Genomic DNA, 22,773 nt, shown 5'->3' on the forward strand with positions numbered 1-22,773 from the left:
CAGTCAATCCTGTGGGGCTCCAGAGTTGCGAGAATTTACTCAGCAGCTGGAGCTTCGGTAGCCTCAGCAGCAACCTCTTCGGTTGCTTCAACCTTGGCCGCAACCTCGACCTTGTCAGCGTCAGCTGCAGGCTTCTCAGCATCGCCAGCAGCTTCCTTAGCTGCGGCGAGCTGACGCTCTTCGCGAGCCTTCTTGCCTTCTTCCACAGCGGTGGAGATGACGCGAGACAGCAGAGCGGTCGCGCGAATAGCGTCGTCGTTGCCTGGGATTGGGAAGTTCACGACGTCTGGGTCACAGTTGGTGTCCAGGATAGCCACGACCGGGATGTTCAGCTTGTGAGCTTCGGAGATCGCGATGTGCTCCTTGTTCGTGTCAATCACGAACATTGCAGAAGGAACCTTGTGCATGTCAGCGATACCACCCAAGACGCGCTCCAGCTTGGTTCGCTCACGGGTGAGCATGAGGATTTCCTTCTTGGTGCGACCTGCGTAGCCGTCCTCAGCTGCATCCATTGCCTGGAGTTCCTTCATGCGGGACAGACGCTTGGAAACGGTCTGGAAGTTGGTCAGCATACCGCCGAGCCAGCGGTGGTTAACGTATGGCATGCCAACGCGCTCTGCCTCAGTTGCCACTGCTTCCTGAGCCTGTTTCTTGGTGCCGACGAACAGGATGGAGCCACCGTGTGCAACGGTCTCCTTCACGAACTCGAAAGCTTCGTCAATGTAGGTCAGGGTCTGCTGCAGGTCAATGATGTAGATGCCGTTGCGATCGGTGAAGATGAAGCGACGCATCTTTGGGTTCCAACGACGGGTCTGGTGTCCGAAGTGGACGCCCGCGTCGAGAAGCTCGCGCATGGTTACGACTGCCATGGGTGCTCCCTTTCAAGTAGAAGTTTCGGTTTTTACAAGTTATGCAGGTTTTTCTCCTGCTCCTAGCAACCATTCCCGCACCAACACCCTGTACCTTTGTAGTGGAACTGGGACCGCGTTGGGCGCGAAAATTCTGGTCGCGCGTAGTCAGCCAACTCAGATCGAGACAGACTGCTAACCAAAATTCTAGTCCACAGCGGACCTCACTATCAAATCCACCTCCTTAGCTATACACAGGGTGCATTTGGGGGTGCGGTTATCCACAAGGTGGTTGACACAATTCCCTCGGCGAAGATTAACTTCGCCGACATGAGTTTCCGCATTTTTATTGCACTTCTCGTGGCATTCATGAGCTTTTCATTGAACCCGTCAGCCTGGGCATATGTCGACCCGGTTCGCGCGACCCCCTATGCTTCGCGGGTTACTGATGCTTTTGATAAACCAGCGAAGAATTGGCATCGGGGCCACCGTGGCGTGAACCTAGCGGCCGAGCCTGGGTCAGCAATACATGCCGCAGAGACAGGGAAAGTCGCATTTGTCGGGGTCATTGCAGGCGTTCCCGTGATCTCTATCGACCATCCCGATGGCATCCGGACAACGTACCAGCCGGTTCACGCTTACGTCTCGCAAGGTGACGATGTGCGCGAAGGTCAAATAATCGGCACGTTAGGCCATCCCACAGCCACCGATGTTGGGTTGCACTGGGGAGCGCTTGTCAGCAAGGACGACTACATCAATCCGTTGTCGTTACTCGACAGCCCTGTCATTCGGCTCAAGCCCGTGGATGAGCCTGATTGAAAGCTTGCTTCAGCCGTTCCGCCGACACGTGGGTATAAATCTGCGTGGTCTGCAAAGACGAATGCCCGAGAAGCTCTTGAACTATGCGCAGGTCAGCCCCACCTTCCAACATGTGGGTGGCAGCCGAATGACGCAAGTCGTGTGGCTTTGTATGAGGTAGACCGTTTTCTTGAGCTGCGCGGTCCACCACTCGTCGAACTTGTCGGGGGTCGATTCGCGCACCCCGCTTACCAACAAACAACGCCTTTTCCTGAGAATCAGCGAGGTGTCCTCTCCCCTCTGACAGCCAGGCACGCAACGCATCGGACGCCTTCGAGCCATAAGGCACAACCCGCTGCTTATTACCTTTACCAGTCACCACGAGCTGGCCGCGACCAGCATCCGAACCAACATCTGCAACATCGATCTTACAAAGCTCCGACACCCGAATCCCGGTGGCATACAACAACTCAAGCATCGCGACATCACGCAGAAACTCGGGCTCAGTGGCGGAAGCTGGTTGAGTGACCAATTGGGTGGCATCATCTTTGTTCAATACCCCAGGCAGTGGCCGATCAGTCTTGGGCGTGACCAATCTAGCCGCATAGTCCCGGGCCAGAAGTCCTCGCTTTTGTGCCCACCTTGAAAACGCTCTTACCGACGCCGTTCGCCGCGATAATGTGGCGCGACTCTTACCCTGCTGAACCCCTTCCGCTAACCAAAGACGCAGTTCAGCAAGAGTGAATTTGTCAAAGCTGGAGATCCTAGCGCTCAGCGTGCGCAAATCCGAAACATAGCCACGGACCGTCGCTTCCGATTTCCCTTCGACGAGCAGCAGGTGCTCCGCGAAGTCGTCGATAGCCTCGGCCAGTTGACTCACGTTTGGTCACTCACTTTCTTGCTGGTGGCACCGCCAAATAGAAGCAGTAACTAGGAAAACGTAAAGCAGGGGGCGGCACAATGTGCCGTCACCCTGCTTTACTCTACTCACCCATTAAAGCGAAACCCTATCGTGCAACGAATGCATTGAGTGCGGATCCAGCCCGAAACACACTCACGACTTAGGCTTGCCTAACTCACAGTAGCGAAACAAAGCAATTTACGCAATAGTTTTGTTTCAATATTTTCCGACTAGTCCTCCGCTTCCGACTCAATCCGCTTCCACCCATCGCCCTCTCGGCAAATCAGCTGCCGTTTTTGCAGTTCAACCAGCAAGTGCACGGTTAGCGCAACACTGAGACCAGCGTCGGCCGCAATGTCCGCGGTGAGCCGAGCTTGGGCTGAGGTCGCATCGTAGACCCGCATCTCGTTGCGCGATAGAGACTGTACTGGGGAAGGCGCGAAATCGAATTCATACTGCCCCGCGACATCTAGTTCGCCTATTGCACTGAGCAATTCGCGAATTTCATCAGCACTCACCACAAGTTGGGCGCGACCGGTGCGAATTCTTTCATGGCAACCCAATGACCCCACCCCAGTGATAGGACCGGGGACCGCCATCGCAACACGACCGAGTCCCTCCGCCCAGGTAAGCGTATTGAGCGCCCCCGAGCGCCACGCCGCCTCAACCACAACGGTGCCGGATGTGAGGGCTGCAACCAGCCGGTTTCGCGTGAGAAATCGATGTCTCGCCGGAGAAATTCCCGGCGGATACTCGGACACTAAAGCGCCGTGCTGGCTGATCTGTCGGAAAAGCCCTCGATGCGCAGCTGGGTACGTCTTATCCAATCCGCAAGCTGCCACTGCAATTGACCGCCCACCGGTTTCCAGCGCTACCGAATGAGCGACGGCATCAACGCCTAGCGCCCCACCGGAAACAATGGTCCATTGATGCGCCACCAGCTCCTGCACCAACTGGCGCGTCGCTTCCCGGCCGTAATTGCTGACCGCTCGAGTGCCCACGATCGCTACGGCCTGCGCCAACAACTCCGACAACGGTATACCCTTCACCCACAGCGCATGTGGCGCAACTGCGTCATCTTGCATCGAACGGATACAGTCCGATTGCCCCGATGCTGCGAAACCAAATGCGGCGTCGAATTGCTCCGTAGGCCATTCTGGCGAGTCCGGGGTGAGCAGTCGTCCGCCAATGGCTTTGATCGCTTCCAGATCTTCCCGGGCGTAATCAACGCTGGCCCGAGTCTGCGTGGTCTTCAGCAGCGGACCTAGCCAGGACTCACGGTTTTTGATCCCGTGCACGATCTTCTCAACGTCCTCCCCCGCACTCAACAGCCGCTGCAGCTCCCGGTCTGGGCCCTCTATGCAGCGGGACAAGTACGCCCACGCTAGCTGTCTGCTGTCACTCATACCGCCACCCCAAGCTGCTCGGAAGTCGCATGCAGGTCAATTGCCTGCGCGACGTGGTCAAGGGTTGGGATCTGGCTTCCCTGCAGGTCAGCAATAGTCCAGGCCACCTTCAGCGATCGATCGACGCCGCGCTGCGACAGGGCGCCGTCGGCAAGCAATGCGGCAAGATAGGCCATTGCTGCTTCGTCGGCAGGAAACTCGCGACGCAAGCGATGTGGATTCATCCGGGCGTTATTTGTCCCCTCAAGTCCGGCTCGTGCCCACCTCTGAGCAGCCCGCTCGCGAGCGACCGCCACCCGCTCGGCGATCTGCGGCGAACTCTCCGAGGATCCAACACCAAGTACTGCACCATGTGCATGGGTACGGACAAACAGGTCAACGCGATCGCGCAACGGACCTGAGACATTACCCAGAAAGCGCTGCCTCAAAGCTGCACTGCACGTACATTTCGAAGGTGTGTCCGCCCCACATCGGCAGGTGTTGGCCGCCATCACCAGCTGAAACTGCGCGGGGAAGGTGATTTCCTGCTGGCGGCGTACCATCCGGACCAAGCCATTTTCCAACGGGAGCCGCAAACTATCTAAGACCGCTGCTGGAATTTCGGATACTTCGTCAAGGAATAACACCCCATGATGCGCGAGACTTACCGCACCAGGAAGAGGGTGCCCCGAACCGCCGCCCAAGAGACCCGCTCGGGACACACTGTGGTGCGGAGCAACAAAAGGAGCGCTGACCACCGGCGAAGTAAAGCTCGTACCGACGACCGAATGAATAGAAGTAACAGCAACACATTCCTCGGCCTGCAAAGGTGGCAAGAGACCAGGAATCCGCGCTGCGATCATGGATTTGCCGGAACCTGGTGGTCCAACCATCATCATGTGATGTCCGCCGGCCGCGGCGATTTCGGCTGCATAACGAGCCTCGTCTTGTCCTGCAACATCAGCCATATCCAGCATCGGCGTTGTTGCATTCGGCAGTTGATGGCCCGCGTTGGGCAGGGGGTTTTCTCCCCTAGCCCAAGAGACAATGTCCAGAACGTGCCCGGCGGTCATCACATCCAGACCGTCCAAAAGAGCTGCTTCAGCAGCGTTTTGATTCGGAATGATGCATTGGGTCACCCCGAAGGCCTTGGCTGCCCGGAGCGCCGGCAACACGCCACGCACCGGTTTGATGCTGCCGTCCAGCCCGACTTCGCCAAGAAACATCGTGTCTTGCAAATGGGCGCGCACCATGTCCTCGCGAAGGGAACCGATGAGAATCGCACAAATGATACTCAAGTCGAAATGACTACCAGATTTCCGTAAGCCGGCCGGCGACAAGTTCACCACCACCTTAGTTTTCGGCCAAGGTAGCTGCGAGTTCAACATGGCTGTTTTCATCCGGTCGCGGGACTCACTAATCGACGCGTCCGCAAGCCCGACGATGTATACCCCAGGCAGTCCAGCTCCGATGTGCGCTTCGACCTCTACTAGCGTGGCGTCGACTCCGACGAGCGCCGCCGAGTATGTTTTAGCGAGCACCGGCCACAATCCCTTCATAGTGGAAGAATGGGTCATCGGCGCTGAAGTCCAACACCAGGGCGTCGAAACGCACTTCCCGGTAGGGTTGACCCTCAAGCCACAACGCAGCTGCCCGACGCATCCGGGCAAACTTAGCCCTGGTGATCGATTCCGCACCCCCGAAATCCAGAGTGCTCCGGGTCTTTACCTCGACGAATACGATTATTCCCCCAAGCTGGACGATCAGGTCCAACTCGCCACATGTGTAGCGAACATTGCGCCCCAGGATCACTCCGCCGCGGGACACAAAGTACTGCGCTGCCAATGCTTCCCCGCGTGCCCCCAATTCACGTTTCATTGCAAAACTCCCCAATCGTTGTCGTGTAGTTCTTGGCCGACTACACCACAGCACGAAAACGGAACCCCACGGGTAGCGAAAAGGCCTGTGGATAACCCAGTTATCCACAGGCCTCGAAAGCTTAACGCTTGACTTACTCCGGAATAATCATCTCTGGCTTGTCAAGCTCTTCAATATTGACGTCCTTAAAGGTGATCACACGCACGAAGCGCACGAAACGCGCCGAGCGGTACATGTCCCACACCCAGCAGTCAGACATACGGACTTCGTAGTACACATCTGCACCCGAGGTGTGTGGGATCAATTCGACCGCGTTGGCCAGATAAAATCGACGCTCCGTCTCCACCACATAGGAGAACTGGCTCACGACATCGCGATATTCCCGATACAGGGAAAGCTCGACCTCGGACTCGTAATTCTCCAGTTCTTCAGCGCTCACCGTTGCCCCTTATCTACTAACCATTGACCATGCGCAGCTGCCACATTGGCATAACTATATCGATGAATCGCACTGCCTCCATGACGACGCACCGCGTCCATATGCACCTTTGTGCCATAGCCCTTGTGCGCCGCAAAGCCATAATCCGGCCAGCGCGCATCCATAAACGCCATGACCTCATCTCGGTGGTGTTTTGCAAGAACGCTGGCAGCCGCGATGCATCGGGCGGCATCATCACCGCCAACAATAGGTAGTGACGGCACGGTCAGACCAGGCACCGCGAACCCGTCGATAAGTACGTAGCTCGGTTGCTGATCCAGTCCGGCAATCGCCCGGCGCATGCCCGCGATATTCGAATACTGAATACCAAGCGTGTCGATCTCCGCGGCGGAAAATTCCACAATTGACCAGCTCACTGCATACTTCTTTATAAGCGGAAAGAGCTGGGCTCGACGCGCGGGTGAAAGCTTTTTGGAGTCCTGAAGCTGATCAAGGGCTGGAATAGTGCGGTCCGGGAGGATGCACGCAGCGATAACGATGGGTCCGGCGCACGCGCCTCGGCCTGCCTCATCGACGCCCGCAACCGGACCCAAACCCGCTTTGCTCAAGCCAACCTCATATGTGCGAAGTTGCTTTAGCTTGCGCATGCCTTATTGAGCAGACTGAATGTCATAGTCCTCAACACCACCGATGCGGTTAAAAGGCAAAACGATGGCCTGCACCTTGCCGACGATATTTTCGCCAGGCACGGTGCCCTGGTTTTCATCACCCAGGTGGTATCGCGAGTCTGCAGAATTGGTGCGGTTGTCGCCCATCACGAAGTAATTTCCTTCCGGGACCTTAATCGGCCCGAAATAGGCGCCATCGCAGGCATCGGACCCGCGACTCTGATCAGCTACCGGATACGTTGGAGGCTGGAGCTTGTAGGAAGAATCAATCGGCTTGCCGTCCACCATGATGCCTGGGTCGCCAGCCTGACACTGAATCGTCTGCCCACCCGTAGCGACGATACGCTTGACCATGTCATTTTCGTCCGGAGAGGACAAACCGATGTAGGAGCCCAAGTTCTGTAGACCGGACAGCGGTCCCTTGGCTTCCTGCTGGGTGAACCGGTTATTCCACGACTCGGGAGCTTTGAACACCACAACGTCGCCAGGCTCCGGCTCGCCCATGCGGTAGGCAATCTTATCGACGTAAATCCGGTCCCCAGTACACCCAGGGCAACCGTGCAGCGTTGGCTCCATCGACGCACTTGGGATCACATAAAGTCGGCCAACAAACGTCTGCAGCACGAACATGATCGCAAAGGTCACGATGATGACCACCGGGATCTCGATGTACCACGGGGTTTCGCGCTTGTTTTCTTCAGCCTTCTTAGCGTTCTTACTCACGCCGGACTACATTACCAGGCTCTGAGTTAAAACCTCGCTGCGCTCGGAGCGGTTGGCCGGGAAACTGTTGGTGGACCCCACACCGACAGCCTGGTCGGGCTTCTTTTGCCTTCTCGAAACTTCACCACACCGAAACGCCTCCAAAGGGCCCCTTTTGTGCCATACGGTGTGGTGAATTTTGCACCACCCCGCACCAACAGCACCGGCCCAGCAACCACGCTGCACCCACAGCTCAGCCCCGCCCCGCACCCAGTCCCCGCCAACAGCCCACTTCGGCCCCAAAAAGGAAACCCCCGACAACCATTTTTGAAATGATTGCCGGGGTAGGACCGGAAAGCCGTTGCGACTAGCGCTTTTCCTTGATCTTGGCAGCCTTGCCACGCAGGTTGCGCAGGTAGTACAGCTTTGCACGACGGACGTCACCGCGGGTAACGACCTCGATCTTCTCCAGGTTTGGAGAGTGTACTGGGAAGGTACGCTCGACGCCGATACCGAAGGAAACCTTACGCACGGTAAAGGTCTCGCGGATGCCTGCACCCTGGCGACGGATAACAACACCCTTGAACAGCTGGGTACGGGTCTTGTTACCTTCGATAACCTTTACGTGAACGTTAAGGGTATCGCCTGGGCGGAATGCAGGGACGTCGTCACGCAGGGATGCTGCGTCAAACTTGTCGATGAGGTTCATTGAGAATCCTTCTTTTTTTAAGGAACAGAGGAACCGAGCGGCATTTTCCACCAGGTGGACGCTCGTGCTGGTTCATGCCCGAAACATAGAACTGAAACAGTATGCCACACGCCCGGTTTAGCGACCAAATCCCGCTTTCTTCAACGCATCCGCCATCGAACCACCCGCTGGGGCTTGTCGACGCCCACTTGGCTTCCCTCCCCTAACCTGCGGTTTCTTCGTGGCCTTTCGTGGCTGGCCAGGTTCATCATTGAGCCGCAAAGTGAGCGAAATCCGCTTCCGGTCGACGTCAACCTCCAGCACTTTCACCTTCACCACTTGACCTGATCGCACGACCTCATGCGGGTCGGATACGAACGTGTCAGAGAGGGCGGAGACGTGGACCAGACCGTCTTGGTGGACTCCGACGTCGACAAATGCCCCGAAAGCGGCGACGTTAGTGACCGTGCCCTCCAGAATCATGCCTGGTTTTAGGTCGGAAACCTTCTCCACCCCGTCTTTGAAGGTGGCGGTTTTGAATTCTGGGCGCGGGTCACGGCCCGGCTTGTCGAGCTCGGCAATGATGTCGGTAATGGTGGGGACGCCGAATTTTTCATCGGCGAAGTCGGAAGGCCGCAGCTTTGTGAGCACCGCGGTGTTGCCAATGAGTTCCTGCACCCCCAGCCCAGTTTGCTCTGAAATCCGCTTGACCACCGGGTATGCCTCTGGGTGTACGGCGGAGGCATCGAGTGGATCCTTGCCACCTTGGATACGCAGGAATCCAGCGCACTGTTCGAATGCCTTCGGACCGAGCCGGGGCACCTTCTTCAGCGCTGCGCGTGAGGCAAAGGCTCCGTTTTCGTCACGGAAGGCCACAATATTGTTCGCGATCGTTTCGTTGACGCCTGCCACGCGGGTCAGCAGTGGCACGGACGCCGAGTTGAGATCCACACCCACGGCGTTCACGGCATCTTCTACGACGTTATCCAGGGCCTTTGCCAGGGCCGTCTGGTTCACGTCGTGCTGGTACTGTCCCACGCCGATAGATTTCGGATCAACTTTAACCAGCTCCGCCAGCGGATCCTGCAAGCGCCGTGCGATGGACACGGCACCACGCAACGACACATCCATGTCGGGGAATTCCTCAGCGGCGAGCTTGGATGCCGAATAGACCGAGGCACCAGCTTCGGAGACAACCACCGGGGTTGGTTTCTTTCCACCCGCCTGTTTGATGAGGTCAGCGATCTCTCCCGCAAGTTTTTCGGTCTCACGCGAGGCAGTGCCGTTGCCAATAGCGAGCAGGTCGACGCCGTGTTGGGCCACCAGACCAGCAAGCGTCTGCACTGCCTGCGACCATTGGTTTTGTGGTTGGTGCGGGTACACGATCGCGGTGTCTAACACCTTGCCAGTCGGGTCCACCACGGCACATTTCACGCCGTTGCGGTATCCGGGGTCGAGCCCCAGGGTCGCGCGTTGTCCGGCCGGTGCTGCGAGAAGCACGTCACGAAGGTTCTTCTTAAAAACCTCGAGTGCGCCTTCTTCGGCCTTTTCCTTCAGACGCATGCGGGTATCGAGACCAGCGGAGATATAAAGCTTCGTTTTCCAGCCCCAGTGCACGGCGTCGTCGATCCATGGCGATTCCTTCAGCTCCATGCGGTGCTTGATCAGACCCTCAAAGAATTCATCGTCGGCGTCAAGATTGAGATGCAGCACACCCTCGTTCTCGCCGCGCAGCAGCGCGAGAATCCGGTGCGATGGCAGCGAGTGGAACCCTTCCGAGAATTCAAAGTAATCCTTGAATTTCGCGCCCACCTGCTCTTTGCCTTCCACGACAGCCGCAGTCATGGTGCCACGCTTGTACATCTCCTCGCGGACTTCGCCGACGAGGTCAGCGTCCGTTGCCATTCGGTCGACGAAGATTGCGCGGGCGCCTTCCAAGACGGCCTTGTCATCAGCGAAACCTTCAGTGTAAAAGGCGCTCAAATCTGGTTCTTCGGCCTCAAGCAGCAGATCTACCAGCGGCTCAAGCCCAGCTTCGCGGGCAATATCGGCCTTCGTCTTGCGTCGCTTCTTGAATGGCAAATAGAGATCCTCAAGACGCGCTTTCGTAGTCGTCTCCAGGATAAGGGCGCGAAGGTCGTCGCTAAGCTTGCCCTGCTCGTCAATTGCCTTGATGATGGCGGCTTTGCGATCTTCGAGTTCGCGCAGGTAGGTCAGGCGTTCTTCAATGGTACGCAGTTGGGTGTCGTCGAGGCCACCGGTGACTTCCTTGCGGTAGCGCGCGATGAAGGGGACGGTGTTGCCTTCATCGAGAAGTTTTTGGACGGCTAAGACTTGGTTTTCGGAGATTCCGAGTTCGCTTGCAATGACCTTGATCATTTGGGTTAGTTTAGCCGAGCTGCTTAGACGCACTTGAAAGAGTTCCCCGACATGACTGTTCTCTCAACTGCTTTCATAACGCCAATAAGCGGACTACACATGGAGGTAGTTTCCATTTATAGAGAGGACTTTTATGTCTACCCGCGGTTTTTCGCGTCGCAACTTCCTCGTCGGAGGCGCTGCCCTTGCGGCCAGTAGTGCTTTGGTTGCGTGTAATTCTGGATCTTCAAGCACCGCAGCGACCCCAGCAGCTACCACCGAAGCAAAGAAGGTCGATTACAAAGCGATCAGCGGCAAGTTAGTCATGCTGGCTACCGGCGGCACCATCGCTAGCCAAAAAGACGCTACCGGCGCGCTGGTACCAACTGTCACAGGCGAAGAGCTGCTGAAGAAAGTGTACGAGAAGTTCGACAAGACGAAGCTGTCCATTGAGGTACGCCAAGTCAGCCAGCTCGATTCCTCGGCCATGACGCTCAAGGACACCGACGGAATTCTGCAAAAGGTCCACGAAACGCTCAAAGAACCTGGTGTTACCGGCATCATCGTCTCCCACGGCACCGACTCGATGGAGGAAACTGCCATCGCTATTGATACTTTCCTCGATGCCGAGCAGCCTGTCGTTCTCACCGGCTCGATGTTCCCATTCGACGATCCTGACACCGACGGTCCAGATAACCTCACCCTCGCGGTCACCGCTGCCACCGACCCAGCCAACAAGGGCAAGGGCGCATTCATCGCCTTCGGTGGCAAGATCCTGCGTGCACGTGGCGCCTACAAGAAGGATGCTTCCAGCAAGGACGGCTTTGACACCAACGCCACGGAGGACATGAAGCGTCCAAAGCCATTGCCGCTGTCGAAACTCGACGGTACCCGCGTCGACATCATCGCCGCCTACCCTGGCGCGCCTGGCGAACTCGTCAAGGCCGCCGTCGATTCCGGGGCGAAGGGGCTCGTCATCGAGGGGATGGGCTCCGGCAATGTCGGTGGCGCTATTGCGGATGCCATCGTCGAGGTTGCCGGCAAGGGCATCCCGGTGGTCATGTCGACGCGCGTCGATAAGGGCCTGGTTGAAGGTACGTACGGCGGTGCTGGCGGCGGTGCCACGCTGGCCGAAAAAGGCGTGATTGGTTCAGGCATCCTCCGCCCTGGACAATCCCGAATTCTCGTTGTTGCTGCGCTCGCAACCGGCACCGACGTGAAGGAGCTTTTTCCTGAGGCATCGTGATTTAGTGATGTCTCCGGGACATTTGGAGCCCGCTACTCCTGCCTAAGAAGATCCGGCCGACGCTCACGCGTCCTCTGCAAAGACTGTTCTCGGCGCCACTCTTCCACCAACTTGTGGTTTCCGGACAGCAGCACGTCCGGGACCTCCAACCCGCGCCACTCGCGGGGCTTAGTGTAGGACGGGCCTTCCAGCAACCCATCGGAGAACGAGTCCTCCTCATGGGAGGACGCGTTGCCCAGCACACCAGGGATCAACCGAGTGATCGCTTCGGCCATGACGAGCACCGCAACTTCTCCCCCGATCAGCACGTAATCGCCAATGGAGACTTCCTCCACGCGGTAGCGATTCGCCGCGTCCTCCACGACGCGTTGGTCGATGCCCTCATAACGGCCACACGCGAAGACAATGTGATCTTCGTTGGACCAGCGCCGCGCCATCTCCTGGGTAAAGGGGCGCCCCGCCGGAGTAGGCACGATGAGCAGGGGCTTGTCACCAGCTTCGCCTTCATACCCCTCGAAGGAACGACCGGTCAGGTCGTCGCGCCGGGGCTTATCGACGTGCGGTTGCGCAGAATCTAGTTGCCAACCGACAGACTTGCCCTCGGCGACGTCGTCAAGCGCTGGCCCCCACACGGTGGGCTTCATGACCATGCCCGGACCGCCGCCGTACGGGGTGTCATCGACGGATTTGTGTACGTCGGTGGCCCAATCGCGCAGGTTATGCACGCCTACTTCGAGAATGCCCTTTTCGATAGCTTTACCGAGCAGCGCGTGGCGCAATGGTTCGAGATACTCGGGGAAGATGGTGATGACATCGAGGCGCATTAGAGTTCCAAGAGTCCTTCCGGCGGGGTGATGGTGCAGGTTCCCTCGTCCAGGTCGATGTCGGGGACAATTTCCTCTACGAATGGGATGAGGACTTCGCGGTCGTCGATACGCACTTCGAGTAGCGACTGCGCTGGACCGTGCGAAATGCCGGTGACAGTGCCGATCGGCGTGCCGTCGAGAAGCACGGTCAGGCCTTCAAGCTCGTGGTCGTAGTAGCCCTCGTCTTCGTCGTAGATGGGGGCGGCGAAGAACTTGGTGCCACGAAGTGAGTCAGCGGCGTTGCGATCCGGAACTTCCTCAAACTTGATCAACAATCGGCCTTGGTGGGCGCGCACCGCCGTGATAGTCAGCGAGTGTTCCTTCTTGCCCTGCGTGCCACGTAGCGTCTCGCCGACGGCATAACGCAACTCGGGATCATCAGTAGTGGGTTCGACCACGACTTCGCCTCGGATACCGTGGGATTTCACCACTCGCCCAATCATCACATCCATGCCGGTAAGTCTAGCGTAGGGAGCTAAACCGACAGTTTCAGCCCGGAACGGGAAGTTAGAATGCGTTCACACTCGCCTGTAAAACTGAGTAAACTGAGTAGAAATTCGCAAACTGAGTAAACTGAGTGACACGGAGAGTAATGAACTTTAATCCTTTTACACCAACGTTTGGCACCTCGCCATCTCATCCCGTTGGTCGTGAGGAAATCATCGCCGACTTCCGAACCTCCCTCCACCAAGGCCCCGGAGCACCCAGCCGCGCCATGCTGCTGGTGGGCACTCGCGGAGTCGGCAAAACCGTGCTACTCAATGAGCTAGAAGACACCGCCCGCGAAGAAGGCTGGCTCGTGGTCTCCGAAACCGCATTGCCCGGCTTAACCACCAGGCTTAACGACGAACACCTCCCCGCCCTCCTCGCGTCCCTGGACCCACACCCCACTACCCGGAGAATCACTGGCATCACCGCACCCGCGGGCCTTGGCGGGATTCGCTCCGAGGTGAGCCCCAAACACGAACCCAAGCGCGGCATACGCGGCCAATTGACTACAGCAGCCGGGCTCGTCAACCACGGCATCCTAATCACCGTGGATGAAATCGGACGTGCCACAGTCGAAGAACTTGCCGAACTCATGGCGGTGATCCAACACCTTTTCCGAGAACGCGCCAACGTCGCAATTGCCGCCGCTGGCCTGCCCGAGGAAGTCGCAGCGCTACTCGACCACCCCGGGATCACCTTCCTTCGACGCGCAAACCGACGCATCCTCGGTGCCGTACGCAGGGAAGATGCCGAACGTGGCCTCGCCGACCCCGTCACTACTGCCGGCGCACACTGGGAAGACAGCGCGCTGCGGGCCGCGGTCGAAGCCACCCACGGGTACCCTTTCCTCATCCAGCTCATTGGCTATCATGCTTGGAATGCTGCTGGTGGCGTTAGTGATGGTGACGCGGTTGCAATTGATGGAGCTGCCGCGGGCAACGCCATCGAAAGGGCCGCGGTCGAGCTCGGCAACCTTGTCATCGAACCTACCCTAGCTCGGTGCACCGCCCTCGAACGAGCATTCCTCGAGGCCATGGCGCTAGACGACGGCGATTCCCGCCTCGCAGACCTCATTACCCGGCTCGAAAAGAGCCCTGACACCGTCAGCCAATACCGAAGGCGGCTGCTTGACCGCTATATCATCGTCGCCACTGGCCACGGGCTAGTCCGCTTCGCGATCCCCGGTATGCGAGAATATCTGCGCAGGTCAAGCGAACACGGACCCCTCCCATTTTGGTGATCTTGACTCGGGTCTCCGCCCCCTAAACTTCACCACACCGCAACGCACATTCATACCCCAAAAACGACGCTACCGCGTGGTCAAGTGTGCATACACCCCCAAACCCCAAGCCACCGGGCACCGATTTATCCCCACCCCACACCCACCCCACAACCCCCACGCTAAACCCCACACCCCCTATTCACCTGCGCAAACAGCAAACTGGCGAAAATTTCTCTTCGCTGCCTAGAATTTTTTTCAAAATGACAGTATGTACCCTCACAATGTGATTAAGTTGTGTGTCAACACACACTCTTTGTTTGATTTTGGAAAGTAGACCATGATCAAGTTCCTGATCAAAAAGACTGCTGGCTGGGTAGTCATGATATTTGTCGCGGTGAACATCACTTACTTGCTGGCAAATGCTTTTCTCGATCCTCGATCTAATTACGAAGGTCGTCGGCCTCCGATCCCTGAGGAACGCGTCGATCAGATCCTGCAACCACTCAACCTCAACGACAAGGAACCCTTACTCGATCGTTGGTGGACCTGGCTCACTGACATTCTTCTCCACTGGAATTGGGGCACCTCCCCGATTGGTGACTCCGTCAACGAGCAAATTTCCTACCGCATCTGGGTCTCTGCACAGTTGCTGCTTCTGGCCACCATCTTGTCCGTTGTCATCGGCGTCGGGATCGGCGTGTACACCGCATCCCGTCAGTACAAGACGGGCGACCGCGTTTTCCAGACTCTCTCCATCTTTACGATGAACATCCACGTCGTCGTCGCAAGCATTGCCGTCGTGTGGGCTGCCATCGAAATCAACAAGGCCGCAGGAACCAACGTCTTCTACGTCACGGGCGCCTCAAGTTCGGGTGTGACGGGCTTCTTCCCACAGCTTGTCGACGCAGCCCAGCACCTCGTGTTGCCGACAGTTTCCCTGGTCATCATCTCCTATGCGGGTTACCACTTCATGCAGCGGTCGATTTTGCTCGACAACATCGACGCAGACTATGTTCGTACCGCCCGGGCCAAGGGGTTGACTCGCCAACAGGCAATTCGTCGACACGCGCTGCGCACGTCAATCATCCCGGTTGCTACCTCGGTTGCGTTCTCCATCCCCGGTATCTTTACGGGCGCGGTGATGACGGAAACCATCTTCGGCTGGCAGGGCATGGGTCAATACTTCATTCAGACCATCGCGAAAAATGACATCCATGGCGTCGTCGCAGTGGCTGCCTTCGGCGCCCTCATGACGGCCATCGGCGCGCTGCTCAGTGACATTTTCGTAGTGTTCCTCGACCCACGCGTCCGCGTGAACTAGGAGAATCACCATGCAAAAGGAATACCGCAACAGCGGCGATGACCGCGTTGAGAACCTCGCGGAAGGAATTTCCGCAACTGGTGACTACTCCGCCAGCGGCGCACCACTCGCTACCACGGGCTTGATCAATGCGCGCGAAGACGAGATCGTCCAAGCGCAAGAATTCGAAGAGCACAACCGGCTCAAGACCAAACGCCCCATGAAGAAGTACCAGCTGTACTTCAAGCGCTTCATGCGCAACAAGATGGCCGTCATCGGCGCGGTGATCTTCATTGTGTTGGTGTTCTTCGCGATTTTCGGCGGGTTCTTAGCCAAGTGGGACTACACTGACCCGGACTTCATGGCGTTGTCAGAACCACCGAGCAGCGAACACTGGTTCGGAACCAGCTCCTCTGGCACGGATCTCTTTGCCATGGTCGTCCACGGCTTGGGGCGATCCCTAGTTATCGCAATTTTGGTGTCTGCAGCAACCACAATAATCGCTGCGGTGGTCGGCTCGGCAGCTGCCTTGCTCGGTGGCCGCCCCGAACGAGTGATCCTCGGCATCATCCACTTCTTACTCGTGATCCCATCCTTCCTGTTGATCGCCCTGATGGTCTCGGGTTCGGGCGGTGACTGGAAGATGCTCACCGGCGTGCTCATCCTCTTCGGCTGGGTGTACTACGCCCGCGTGATTTGGTCGATGTCGATTTCCCTGCGCGAACGTGAGTACATCCGCGCGGCACGCTACATGGGTGTGTCCTCGTTTACCACCATCGTCCGCCACATGATCCCGAACATCGGTTCGTTGCTGATCATCAACCTCACCCTAGGCGTGGTTTCCACGGTGATGAGCGAGACTGGCCTGTCCTTCCTGGGGCTCGGCGTGAAAATCCCCGATGTCTCCCTCGGCACCCTTCTTTCCTCCGGAGCCAATTCCTTGCAGTCATCGCCGTGGGAGTTCTACTTCCCAGCCGGTGTGCTGACCTTGCTCACCGTCTCCATGGCATTCATCGCCGACGGTCTGCGCGATGCCCTTGATCCAAACTCCAACGCAGGAGGACGAGCCTAAATGCTGAGCATAACTGACCTTCGCGTCTCATTCCCTTCCGAGGCGGGCGTCGTTAATGCCGTGCGCGGAGTTAACTTCGAACTGCAGCCAGGCCGCACCCTCGCGATCGTGGGCGAGTCCGGATCGGGCAAGTCCGTAACCTCGATGGCAATCATGGGTTTGTTGCCCGGCTACGCCGACGTGACTGGCTCCGTCCAACTCAACGGTCGCGAGCTCATTGGGCTTTCCGACGCCGAGATGTCCAAAGTTCGTGGCCGCGAAATCGGCATGATCTTCCAGGACCCGCTGTCCGCACTGACCCCGGTATTTACGGTCGGTGACCAAATCGTGGAGGCGATCTTGGCTCACCAAAAGGTCTCGCGACAGCAGGCGTGGAAACAGGCAATAGAGCTGCTGGATCTGGTGGGAATTCCCGAGCCACAGCGCCGGGTCAAGTCTTTCCCCCACGAGTTCTCTGGCGGTATGCGCCAGCGTGTGGTGATCGCTATCGCAATTGCCAACAACCCGTCTGTCTTGATCGCCGACGAGCCGACCACGGCACTCGATGTGACGATCCAGGCTCAGATCCTCGACCTGATCAAAGTGGCGCAGAAAGAGACCAATGCTGCCACGATCATGATTACGCACGACATGGGGGTCGTGGCCGGCGTGGCCGACGACGTCATGGTGATGTATGCCGGCCGTCCCGTGGAGTACGCGCAGGTAGACAAACTTTTCGCCTCGCCTATGATGCCGTACACGATTGGTCTGCTGGAGTCGATCCCGAAGCTCGATCGACCATCTGAGGTGTTGACCACTATCAAGGGCAACCCACCGATTGTCGTTAATTTGCCCGATGAGTGCGCTTTCGCTCCGCGCTGCCCGATCGCCGGGCCAGAATGCCTCGCGAAAGAACCTGTGCTGCGCCCAGTACCAGGTACGAACGACCACCACATCGCCTGCGTCCACGATCTCACCGACCGCAATATCTACCCAGTCCCAGAGGTCGCCAGCTCCACCTTGGAAAAGCTCCCCCGAGACCAGCGCGAGACTGTGCTGGAAGTTCGGGACCTGAGCAAGCAATTCCCAGTGTTCAAGGGATCGCTGCTCAAGCGCCAAGTGGGCAACGTGCAGGCCGTAAACAAGGTGAGCTTTGACATCAAAGCCGGTGAGTGCTTCGCGATCGTCGGCGAATCCGGGTCCGGCAAGACCACCACGTTGTTGGAGATCATGGAGCTTGCCCCTTCCGACGGGTCAACGGTGATCCTCGGCGGGAAGAACACTGCGGAGTTTTCTCGTGCTGCCCGCAAAGCCGCCCGCAAGGACATCCAGATCGTCTTCCAGGATCCGATGGGCGCCCTCGACCCGCGCATGACGATCTCGGAAATCCTCAAGGAACCGCTAGTCGCGCTTGGCTATAAAGGCAACCACGACGACCGCGTCTCGGAACTTATGGAACTCGTAGGCCTCAACCCCGCGCACATCGACCGCTTCCCCGGCCACTTCTCCGGCGGTCAGCGGCAACGCATCAACGTCGCTCGCGCGCTTGCTGCCAAACCAAAACTCATTGTGCTCGACGAGCCGGTATCCGCCCTGGACGTCTCCATTCAGGCTGGCCTGCTTAACCTGCTGGCCGACCTGAAAGCAAAGCTCGGTGTCAGCTACCTTTTCGTGGCCCACGATCTTTCCGTCATCCGCCATATCTCTGACCGGGTCGCGGTCATGTACCGCGGAAGCTTCGTCGAACAGGGCACTACCCAAGCGCTTTTCGACGACCCCCGTCACCCATACACCCAGGCGCTGCTCTCCGCCATCCCGTTGGCTGACCCAGCACTGGAGCGGTCCCGGGAACGCATCATCTTGACCGAAACCACAGTTAAGGCAACCGGTGCGGCTACCGACACCGAGGCAGGTTGCCCGTTCATCTCCAGGTGCCCGCTGCATCAAACGCTGGCGCCTGATGAACAGGCAGTCTGCCAGCGCCCGGTGCCGATGCACCAAGTGCAAGATCAAGACCAGTTCGTGGCGTGCCACCACCGGTAATTTTTCAACCCTTAAGAAAGGAAGACGCACATGCGACGCTTATACACCCGCCCATTGGCGGCCCTCATCGCCGTAGGCGCCCTCACTCTCTCCGCCTGTGGCGGAGGAGGTGGTACCCAGAATGAGCCAAAGGTGGACATCTCCAAGTCCAACATCTCCGCAGTGGCCTACGAGGACCTAAAGGACGGTGGCACCGTCACCACCGCAATTGAAGAAATCTCGCCACAGCAAAACACTTTCCACGCCGACGGCACCCGCTACACCCGTGACCTCTGGGCTTGGTACAACCCACAGCTCGCGCTTTTCGACGAAAAGGGCAACTACTCCTTCAACAAGGAGTACCTGAAGGACGTCAAAGAAGAAAAGTCCGGTGAGAACACCAAGGTGACGTTTTCATTCAACGACAAGGCGACCTTCAATGATGGCACCCCGATTGACTGGCGCACCATCGAAGCCACCTGGAAGATCTCCAACGGCAAAGATCCTGCTTACTCTCCGGACTCCACCGACGGTTACGAGCAGATCAAGTCGGTGACCAAGGGCGCAACTGACCGCGACGCCGTCGTCGAGTTCGAAGGCACCTACCCATGGTGGCAAGGCCTGTTCAACCTCGTCGTCCACCCTGCAGTCACCGATCCGGCAAACTACAACGACTACCTGAAGAAGGTGCACCCAGAATGGGGCGCTGGTCCGTACAAGGTGGAAAATGTAGACTTCAACAAGGGTGAAGCGACCTTCGTCAAGAATGAAAAGTGGTGGGGCCGCCCAGGTAAGCTGGACAAGCGCGTCTTCCGCCAGATGGAATCCAGCGCATCTTTGAACGCCTTCAAGAACGGCGAAATCGATGTCACCCTCAATGGCAACAAGGAACGCTACTCCGCGACGAAGGACATGCCGAACACCCAGCAGATCACTGGCCCGATCCCATCGACCTCGCTGTTCACCCTCAACGGTAAGTCCCCAGTGCTCAGCGACATCAAGGTCCGCGAAGCTGTTGCCACCGCCATCGACCGCGAGCAGATCGGCAAGATCCGCTTCAATGGCATCCCATACGAGGAGAAGACCCCTGGTTCCCTGCAGATCTTCCAGTTCCAAACTGATGTGTACAAGGACAACTACGCCCAGGTAATCCCTAAGGCCGACCCGGAGAAGGCGAAGAAGCTGCTCGAAGAGGCTGGCTACACCAAGGGCGCCGATGGTGTCTACGAGAAGAATGGCCAGAAGCTGACCATCCGCTACGTTTTGCTGGGCGACGCCGAAGTCTCCCGCGCTATGGCGCAAGCCACCCAGAAGATGCTCAAGGACGTCGGAATTGACTGCCAGATCCAGCAGCGCCCATCTTCCGAGTTCTCCCAGGTGGCCAAGCAGCGCGACTTTGATCTCTTCCCAATGGGCTTCGCTGCTAGCGATCCCTACGGCATGGCGTACTTCGGTCAGACCTACCTTTCTGACTCTCAGCTGAACAAGTCGGACACCGGCACCCCAGAACTCGATGCCAAGATCCAGGAAATGCGCAAGCTGCCTACCCAAAAGGAGCAGATTGACCGCGGCAACGAGCTCGAAGTAGAAGCATTCAAGCGCTTCGGTGTTATCCCGATGTACAACGGCCCAACGATGGCTATCACTAAGAATGGCCTGGCCAATGCTGTATCCACCGGCTTCCAGGTTAACGCTGTTGAGACCGTAGGCTGGAAGAAGTAGCTTAAGAGCTGTGTCCCATCCGTCGCCCCACGATGAGAATGCTTTTGAAGAGTACTCTCATCGTGGGGTTTTGGTTTGCGATCGCTTTTTCGAACGGTGCTTTGAAACTTCACCACACGATAGCGCCCCAATCGTGGCAGTAATGAGCCATATGGTGTGGTGAAGTTTGGCCCTCACCTATCTGATGACACGCATGCTGGCGGAAGCGGACTCTTCGCCGAGCATCTTCCATAAATCAGGCGTCGATCCTGGCCGTGGTCTATCCGTGGCAAAACGATGCTGCGGATGTGGTGCTTCAATCAGTCCCGCGGAGCCCGGCCAGCAGAGACTTGACGCTCCCCCGGCAACGAACACGAGGCTATGGGATGTAACCGCAGTTGCGAACTGTAGCGTTGCCAAGGCAGGTGTGCAGCTCCATACGAACGAAACAAAATCCACCCAGCCAATTACACAACCATAAAGCGAGCTCTCAAAGAACCGCGGCCACGACCAAACCGGCCAAACACATCGCTGACATCAAAAGTCACCCATGCAAAAGGCCACCGGAGCGCATTCACATGCGCGTCCCGGTGGCCTAATGAGTAAGAAGAATTACTCTGCGGACTCTTCGGCAGCAGCTTCCTCGGCAGGAGCTTCTTCTGCAGCAGCCTTCTCAGCTTCCTCGGCAGCAGCCTTCTCAGCAGCGGCCTTCTCTGCAGCAGCCTTAGCTTCAGCTTCTTCCTTAGCCTTGCGCTTCTTCTCGGTGATTGCCTCAGCGGTCGGGGCGTCGGCAGCCTCAGCAAGAGCCTGGTTGAACAGGTCGAGCTTGGATGGCTTCTCTTCAGCGACCTTCAAGGTGCCTTCTGCACCTGGGAGGCCCTTGAACTTCTGCCAGTCACCGGTGACCTTCAGCAGAGCGAGAACTGCCTCGGTTGGCTGTGCACCAACGGACAGCCAGTACTGAGCGCGCTCGGAGTCGATCTTGATGACAGATGGCTCAGCCTTTGGCTCGTAGATACCGATGTTCTCGATAACCTTGCCGTCGCGCTTGGTGCGGGAGTCAGCGATAACTACGCGGTAGTGAGGCGTACGGATCTTGCCCATACGCTGCAGCTTGAACTTAACAGCCATGTGTTTTTCCTTCTAGTCACTGGGCAGTACAGTCACCTGCTCAGGGCGAGCAAGCCGGTTCAACCCTTGTTTTGGTCTGCGTGTGACGTCTTCGTTCGGCCGGAGCCGGAGGCGAAAATTACGCAGGACTCGACTAGTTTAGATCAGTCACTACGCTGAATCCAAATAGCCCCCTAGCTATCTCCCATCTAAAGTACTACGCACGACCGTCTTAGGTTGCAGCCTACGCTCGATCGAGAGCACCGCCCAGGTTGCAAGCGTGCAGAATAGGACGTCGATCAGGGCCTCCGGCACAGACACATCCACCGCATTAAGATCCATCAAGCCAATGGCACCGAACCAGAAGTAGCCGAGATTATTGGCAACGTGGAAGGCCATAGGTGCTGCCAACCCGCCGGTTCGATGGGCTAGATATCCGGCGCACAAGGCAAACCAGGCGATGGACATCAGCCCGGCCCACGAATAGTCATGGCCAAGGACAAAGAGTGGCATGGGAGCTATCAGCGCCACAATCCACGACCTTGTCCATTTCCCCACTGCCTGCGCCAGTACCCCGCGGAACACCAACTCTTCGGCTATTGACTGCAGCGGCACAAACAAAGAGCAGACCAGTAGCAGTGGCCAATTTACTGCCACGGAGCGCGGTGGACCTATCAGGTACATGGTACTCACGAAGCACAACGCCATTGGCAGCACTACGGCAATACCGAGTCCAAAGTGACGCCAACTAAATCCATGCACACCTAGGACGCTTCGCCAGTTCCGGCCCCTAACGATCCGCGCAGCCAGCAACACGGCGGGTACTCCTGCCGCCAACATCAGCAGCAGCGCCATGCTGCTTTCGACCTGGTTCATGTCCATCGGCTCCACTAAGCCACGGTCCACAAAACCGCCCTGCCCCACTGTCCACGCGACTAGCTCCACTCCACCGAGACTGAGCCCAACAAAGATCGGCCAGAATAAAAGCACGAGAAGGATTTCCAACAACGGTTGCCACCAACGCCGGTGGGCTTGAATGAAATATGACATGGGTTCAAGGCTCGCACCACGGGGAAGCAGCCACATCGGGCGAGCGGCCGG

General features: G+C 57.7%; 21 protein-coding genes. 7 read left to right on the plus strand and 14 right to left on the minus strand.

Annotated elements, in window-relative coordinates:
• Window positions 1-35: 35 nt before the first annotated feature.
• Complete coding sequence (gene rpsB / locus CEPID_RS07555) at window positions 36-869, minus strand: 30S ribosomal protein S2 (RefSeq protein WP_047240454.1); 834 nt, start codon at window positions 867-869, stop codon at window positions 36-38.
• 309 nt (window positions 870-1,178) lie between these two features.
• Here rpsB and CEPID_RS07560 point away from each other — a divergent pair, with 309 nt between their 5' ends.
• Window positions 1,179-1,667, plus strand: coding sequence for a M23 family metallopeptidase (locus CEPID_RS07560; RefSeq protein WP_047241424.1), 489 nt, complete (start codon window positions 1,179-1,181; stop codon window positions 1,665-1,667).
• Here CEPID_RS07560 and CEPID_RS07565 read toward each other — a convergent pair.
• The 9 genes from CEPID_RS07565 to CEPID_RS07605 form a co-directional block, all read right to left on the minus strand.
• On the minus strand, window positions 1,642-2,526 hold the full coding sequence (locus CEPID_RS07565) for a tyrosine recombinase XerC (protein WP_052843438.1): 885 nt from the start codon (window positions 2,524-2,526) through the stop codon (window positions 1,642-1,644). The genes CEPID_RS07560 and CEPID_RS07565 overlap by 26 nt on opposite strands.
• Window positions 2,527-2,777: 251 nt before the next feature.
• On the minus strand, window positions 2,778-3,953 hold the full coding sequence (gene dprA / locus CEPID_RS07570; RefSeq protein WP_047240455.1) for a DNA-processing protein DprA: 1,176 nt from the start codon (window positions 3,951-3,953) through the stop codon (window positions 2,778-2,780).
• Window positions 3,950-5,491 (minus strand): YifB family Mg chelatase-like AAA ATPase, encoded by a 1,542-nt coding sequence (locus tag CEPID_RS07575; protein WP_047240456.1) that lies wholly within the window; start codon window positions 5,489-5,491, stop codon window positions 3,950-3,952. Before CEPID_RS07575 ends, dprA begins: the two co-directional genes overlap by 4 nt.
• Window positions 5,463-5,810, minus strand: a complete 348-nt coding sequence (locus CEPID_RS07580; protein WP_047240457.1) for a YraN family protein — start codon at window positions 5,808-5,810, stop codon at window positions 5,463-5,465. The genes CEPID_RS07575 and CEPID_RS07580 overlap by 29 nt, the downstream gene beginning before the upstream one ends.
• 133 nt (window positions 5,811-5,943) lie before the next feature.
• On the minus strand, window positions 5,944-6,249 hold the full coding sequence (locus CEPID_RS07585) for a DUF2469 domain-containing protein (protein WP_047240458.1): 306 nt from the start codon (window positions 6,247-6,249) through the stop codon (window positions 5,944-5,946).
• Entirely contained in the window at window positions 6,246-6,896 is a 651-nt protein-coding gene (locus CEPID_RS07590) for a ribonuclease HII (protein WP_047240459.1), read from the minus strand. Before CEPID_RS07590 ends, CEPID_RS07585 begins: the two co-directional genes overlap by 4 nt.
• Window positions 6,897-6,899: 3 nt before the next feature.
• Window positions 6,900-7,640, minus strand: coding sequence for a signal peptidase I (gene lepB, locus CEPID_RS07595; protein ID WP_047240460.1), 741 nt, complete (start codon window positions 7,638-7,640; stop codon window positions 6,900-6,902).
• A gap of 346 nt (window positions 7,641-7,986) precedes the next feature.
• Complete coding sequence (gene rplS / locus CEPID_RS07600; RefSeq protein ID WP_047240461.1) at window positions 7,987-8,328, minus strand: 50S ribosomal protein L19; 342 nt, start codon at window positions 8,326-8,328, stop codon at window positions 7,987-7,989.
• A gap of 117 nt (window positions 8,329-8,445) precedes the next feature.
• The gene (locus tag CEPID_RS07605) at window positions 8,446-10,686 is read right to left on the minus strand and encodes a Tex family protein (RefSeq protein WP_047240462.1); all 2,241 of its coding nucleotides are present in this window, start codon (window positions 10,684-10,686) and stop codon (window positions 8,446-8,448) included.
• A 133-nt stretch (window positions 10,687-10,819) separates the two neighbouring features.
• Between CEPID_RS07605 and CEPID_RS07610 the strand changes: the two genes are divergently transcribed.
• Window positions 10,820-11,911: an asparaginase gene (locus tag CEPID_RS07610; RefSeq protein WP_047240463.1), complete on the plus strand. Its 1,092-nt coding sequence runs from the start codon at window positions 10,820-10,822 to the stop codon at window positions 11,909-11,911.
• A gap of 32 nt (window positions 11,912-11,943) precedes the next feature.
• Here the strand turns inward: CEPID_RS07610 and trmD are convergent, their stop codons facing one another.
• Together trmD and rimM are read right to left on the minus strand one after the other, a co-directional pair.
• The gene (gene trmD, locus CEPID_RS07615; RefSeq protein WP_047240464.1) at window positions 11,944-12,735 is read right to left on the minus strand and encodes a tRNA (guanosine(37)-N1)-methyltransferase TrmD; all 792 of its coding nucleotides are present in this window, start codon (window positions 12,733-12,735) and stop codon (window positions 11,944-11,946) included.
• Window positions 12,735-13,229 carry a ribosome maturation factor RimM gene (gene rimM / locus CEPID_RS07620; RefSeq protein WP_047240465.1) on the minus strand — a complete coding sequence of 165 codons (495 nt, stop codon included), beginning with the start codon at window positions 13,227-13,229 and terminating at the stop codon, window positions 12,735-12,737. Before rimM ends, trmD begins: the two co-directional genes overlap by 1 nt.
• Before the next feature lie 140 nt (window positions 13,230-13,369).
• On the opposite strand from rimM, the gene CEPID_RS07625 reads away from it, so the two are divergent.
• The 5 genes from CEPID_RS07625 (at window position 13,370) to CEPID_RS07645 (ending at window position 20,583) form a co-directional block, all read left to right on the plus strand.
• On the plus strand, window positions 13,370-14,506 hold the full coding sequence (locus tag CEPID_RS07625) for an ATP-binding protein (RefSeq protein ID WP_047240466.1): 1,137 nt from the start codon (window positions 13,370-13,372) through the stop codon (window positions 14,504-14,506).
• Between the two features lie 319 nt (window positions 14,507-14,825).
• Window positions 14,826-15,809 carry an ABC transporter permease gene (locus CEPID_RS07630; protein WP_047240467.1) on the plus strand — a complete coding sequence of 328 codons (984 nt, stop codon included), beginning with the start codon at window positions 14,826-14,828 and terminating at the stop codon, window positions 15,807-15,809.
• A gap of 10 nt (window positions 15,810-15,819) precedes the next feature.
• A complete protein-coding gene (locus CEPID_RS07635) occupies window positions 15,820-16,860 on the plus strand; it encodes an ABC transporter permease (RefSeq protein ID WP_047240468.1) in 1,041 nt (346 codons plus the stop codon).
• Window positions 16,861-18,882 carry a dipeptide ABC transporter ATP-binding protein gene (locus CEPID_RS07640; protein ID WP_047240469.1) on the plus strand — a complete coding sequence of 674 codons (2,022 nt, stop codon included), beginning with the start codon at window positions 16,861-16,863 and terminating at the stop codon, window positions 18,880-18,882.
• Between the two features lie 30 nt (window positions 18,883-18,912).
• Entirely contained in the window at window positions 18,913-20,583 is a 1,671-nt protein-coding gene (locus CEPID_RS07645) for an ABC transporter family substrate-binding protein (protein WP_047240470.1), read from the plus strand.
• 591 nt (window positions 20,584-21,174) lie between these two features.
• On the opposite strand, the gene rpsP is transcribed toward CEPID_RS07645, so the two are convergent.
• The gene (rpsP, locus tag CEPID_RS07650; protein WP_047240471.1) at window positions 21,175-21,693 is read right to left on the minus strand and encodes a 30S ribosomal protein S16; all 519 of its coding nucleotides are present in this window, start codon (window positions 21,691-21,693) and stop codon (window positions 21,175-21,177) included.
• Window positions 21,694-21,870: 177 nt separating this feature from the next.
• A complete protein-coding gene (locus CEPID_RS07655) occupies window positions 21,871-22,722 on the minus strand; it encodes a CPBP family intramembrane glutamic endopeptidase (protein WP_158408034.1) in 852 nt (283 codons plus the stop codon).
• Window positions 22,723-22,773: the final 51 nt, after the last annotated feature.

Source organism: Corynebacterium epidermidicanis, from assembly GCF_001021025.1.
Classification (GTDB): Bacteria; Actinomycetota; Actinomycetes; order Mycobacteriales; family Mycobacteriaceae; genus Corynebacterium; species Corynebacterium epidermidicanis.

Coding starts and splice junctions, on each gene's coding strand:
- rpsB (WP_047240454.1), bottom strand. CDS start 869: ATGGCAGTCGTAACCATGCGCGAGCTTCTCGACGCGGGCGTCCACTTC.
- CEPID_RS07560 (WP_047241424.1), top strand. CDS start 1,179: ATGAGTTTCCGCATTTTTATTGCACTTCTCGTGGCATTCATGAGCTTT.
- dprA (WP_047240455.1), bottom strand. CDS start 3,953: ATGAGTGACAGCAGACAGCTAGCGTGGGCGTACTTGTCCCGCTGCATA.
- CEPID_RS07575 (WP_047240456.1), bottom strand. CDS start 5,491: ATGAAGGGATTGTGGCCGGTGCTCGCTAAAACATACTCGGCGGCGCTC.
- CEPID_RS07580 (WP_047240457.1), bottom strand. CDS start 5,810: ATGAAACGTGAATTGGGGGCACGCGGGGAAGCATTGGCAGCGCAGTAC.
- CEPID_RS07590 (WP_047240459.1), bottom strand. CDS start 6,896: ATGCGCAAGCTAAAGCAACTTCGCACATATGAGGTTGGCTTGAGCAAA.
- rplS (WP_047240461.1), bottom strand. CDS start 8,328: ATGAACCTCATCGACAAGTTTGACGCAGCATCCCTGCGTGACGACGTC.
- CEPID_RS07605 (WP_047240462.1), bottom strand. CDS start 10,686: ATGATCAAGGTCATTGCAAGCGAACTCGGAATCTCCGAAAACCAAGTC.
- CEPID_RS07610 (WP_047240463.1), top strand. CDS start 10,820: ATGTCTACCCGCGGTTTTTCGCGTCGCAACTTCCTCGTCGGAGGCGCT.
- trmD (WP_047240464.1), bottom strand. CDS start 12,735: ATGCGCCTCGATGTCATCACCATCTTCCCCGAGTATCTCGAACCATTG.
- rimM (WP_047240465.1), bottom strand. CDS start 13,229: ATGGATGTGATGATTGGGCGAGTGGTGAAATCCCACGGTATCCGAGGC.
- CEPID_RS07625 (WP_047240466.1), top strand. CDS start 13,370: ATGAACTTTAATCCTTTTACACCAACGTTTGGCACCTCGCCATCTCAT.
- CEPID_RS07630 (WP_047240467.1), top strand. CDS start 14,826: ATGATCAAGTTCCTGATCAAAAAGACTGCTGGCTGGGTAGTCATGATA.
- CEPID_RS07635 (WP_047240468.1), top strand. CDS start 15,820: ATGCAAAAGGAATACCGCAACAGCGGCGATGACCGCGTTGAGAACCTC.
- CEPID_RS07640 (WP_047240469.1), top strand. CDS start 16,861: ATGCTGAGCATAACTGACCTTCGCGTCTCATTCCCTTCCGAGGCGGGC.
- CEPID_RS07645 (WP_047240470.1), top strand. CDS start 18,913: ATGCGACGCTTATACACCCGCCCATTGGCGGCCCTCATCGCCGTAGGC.
- rpsP (WP_047240471.1), bottom strand. CDS start 21,693: ATGGCTGTTAAGTTCAAGCTGCAGCGTATGGGCAAGATCCGTACGCCT.
- CEPID_RS07655 (WP_158408034.1), bottom strand. CDS start 22,722: ATGTCATATTTCATTCAAGCCCACCGGCGTTGGTGGCAACCGTTGTTG.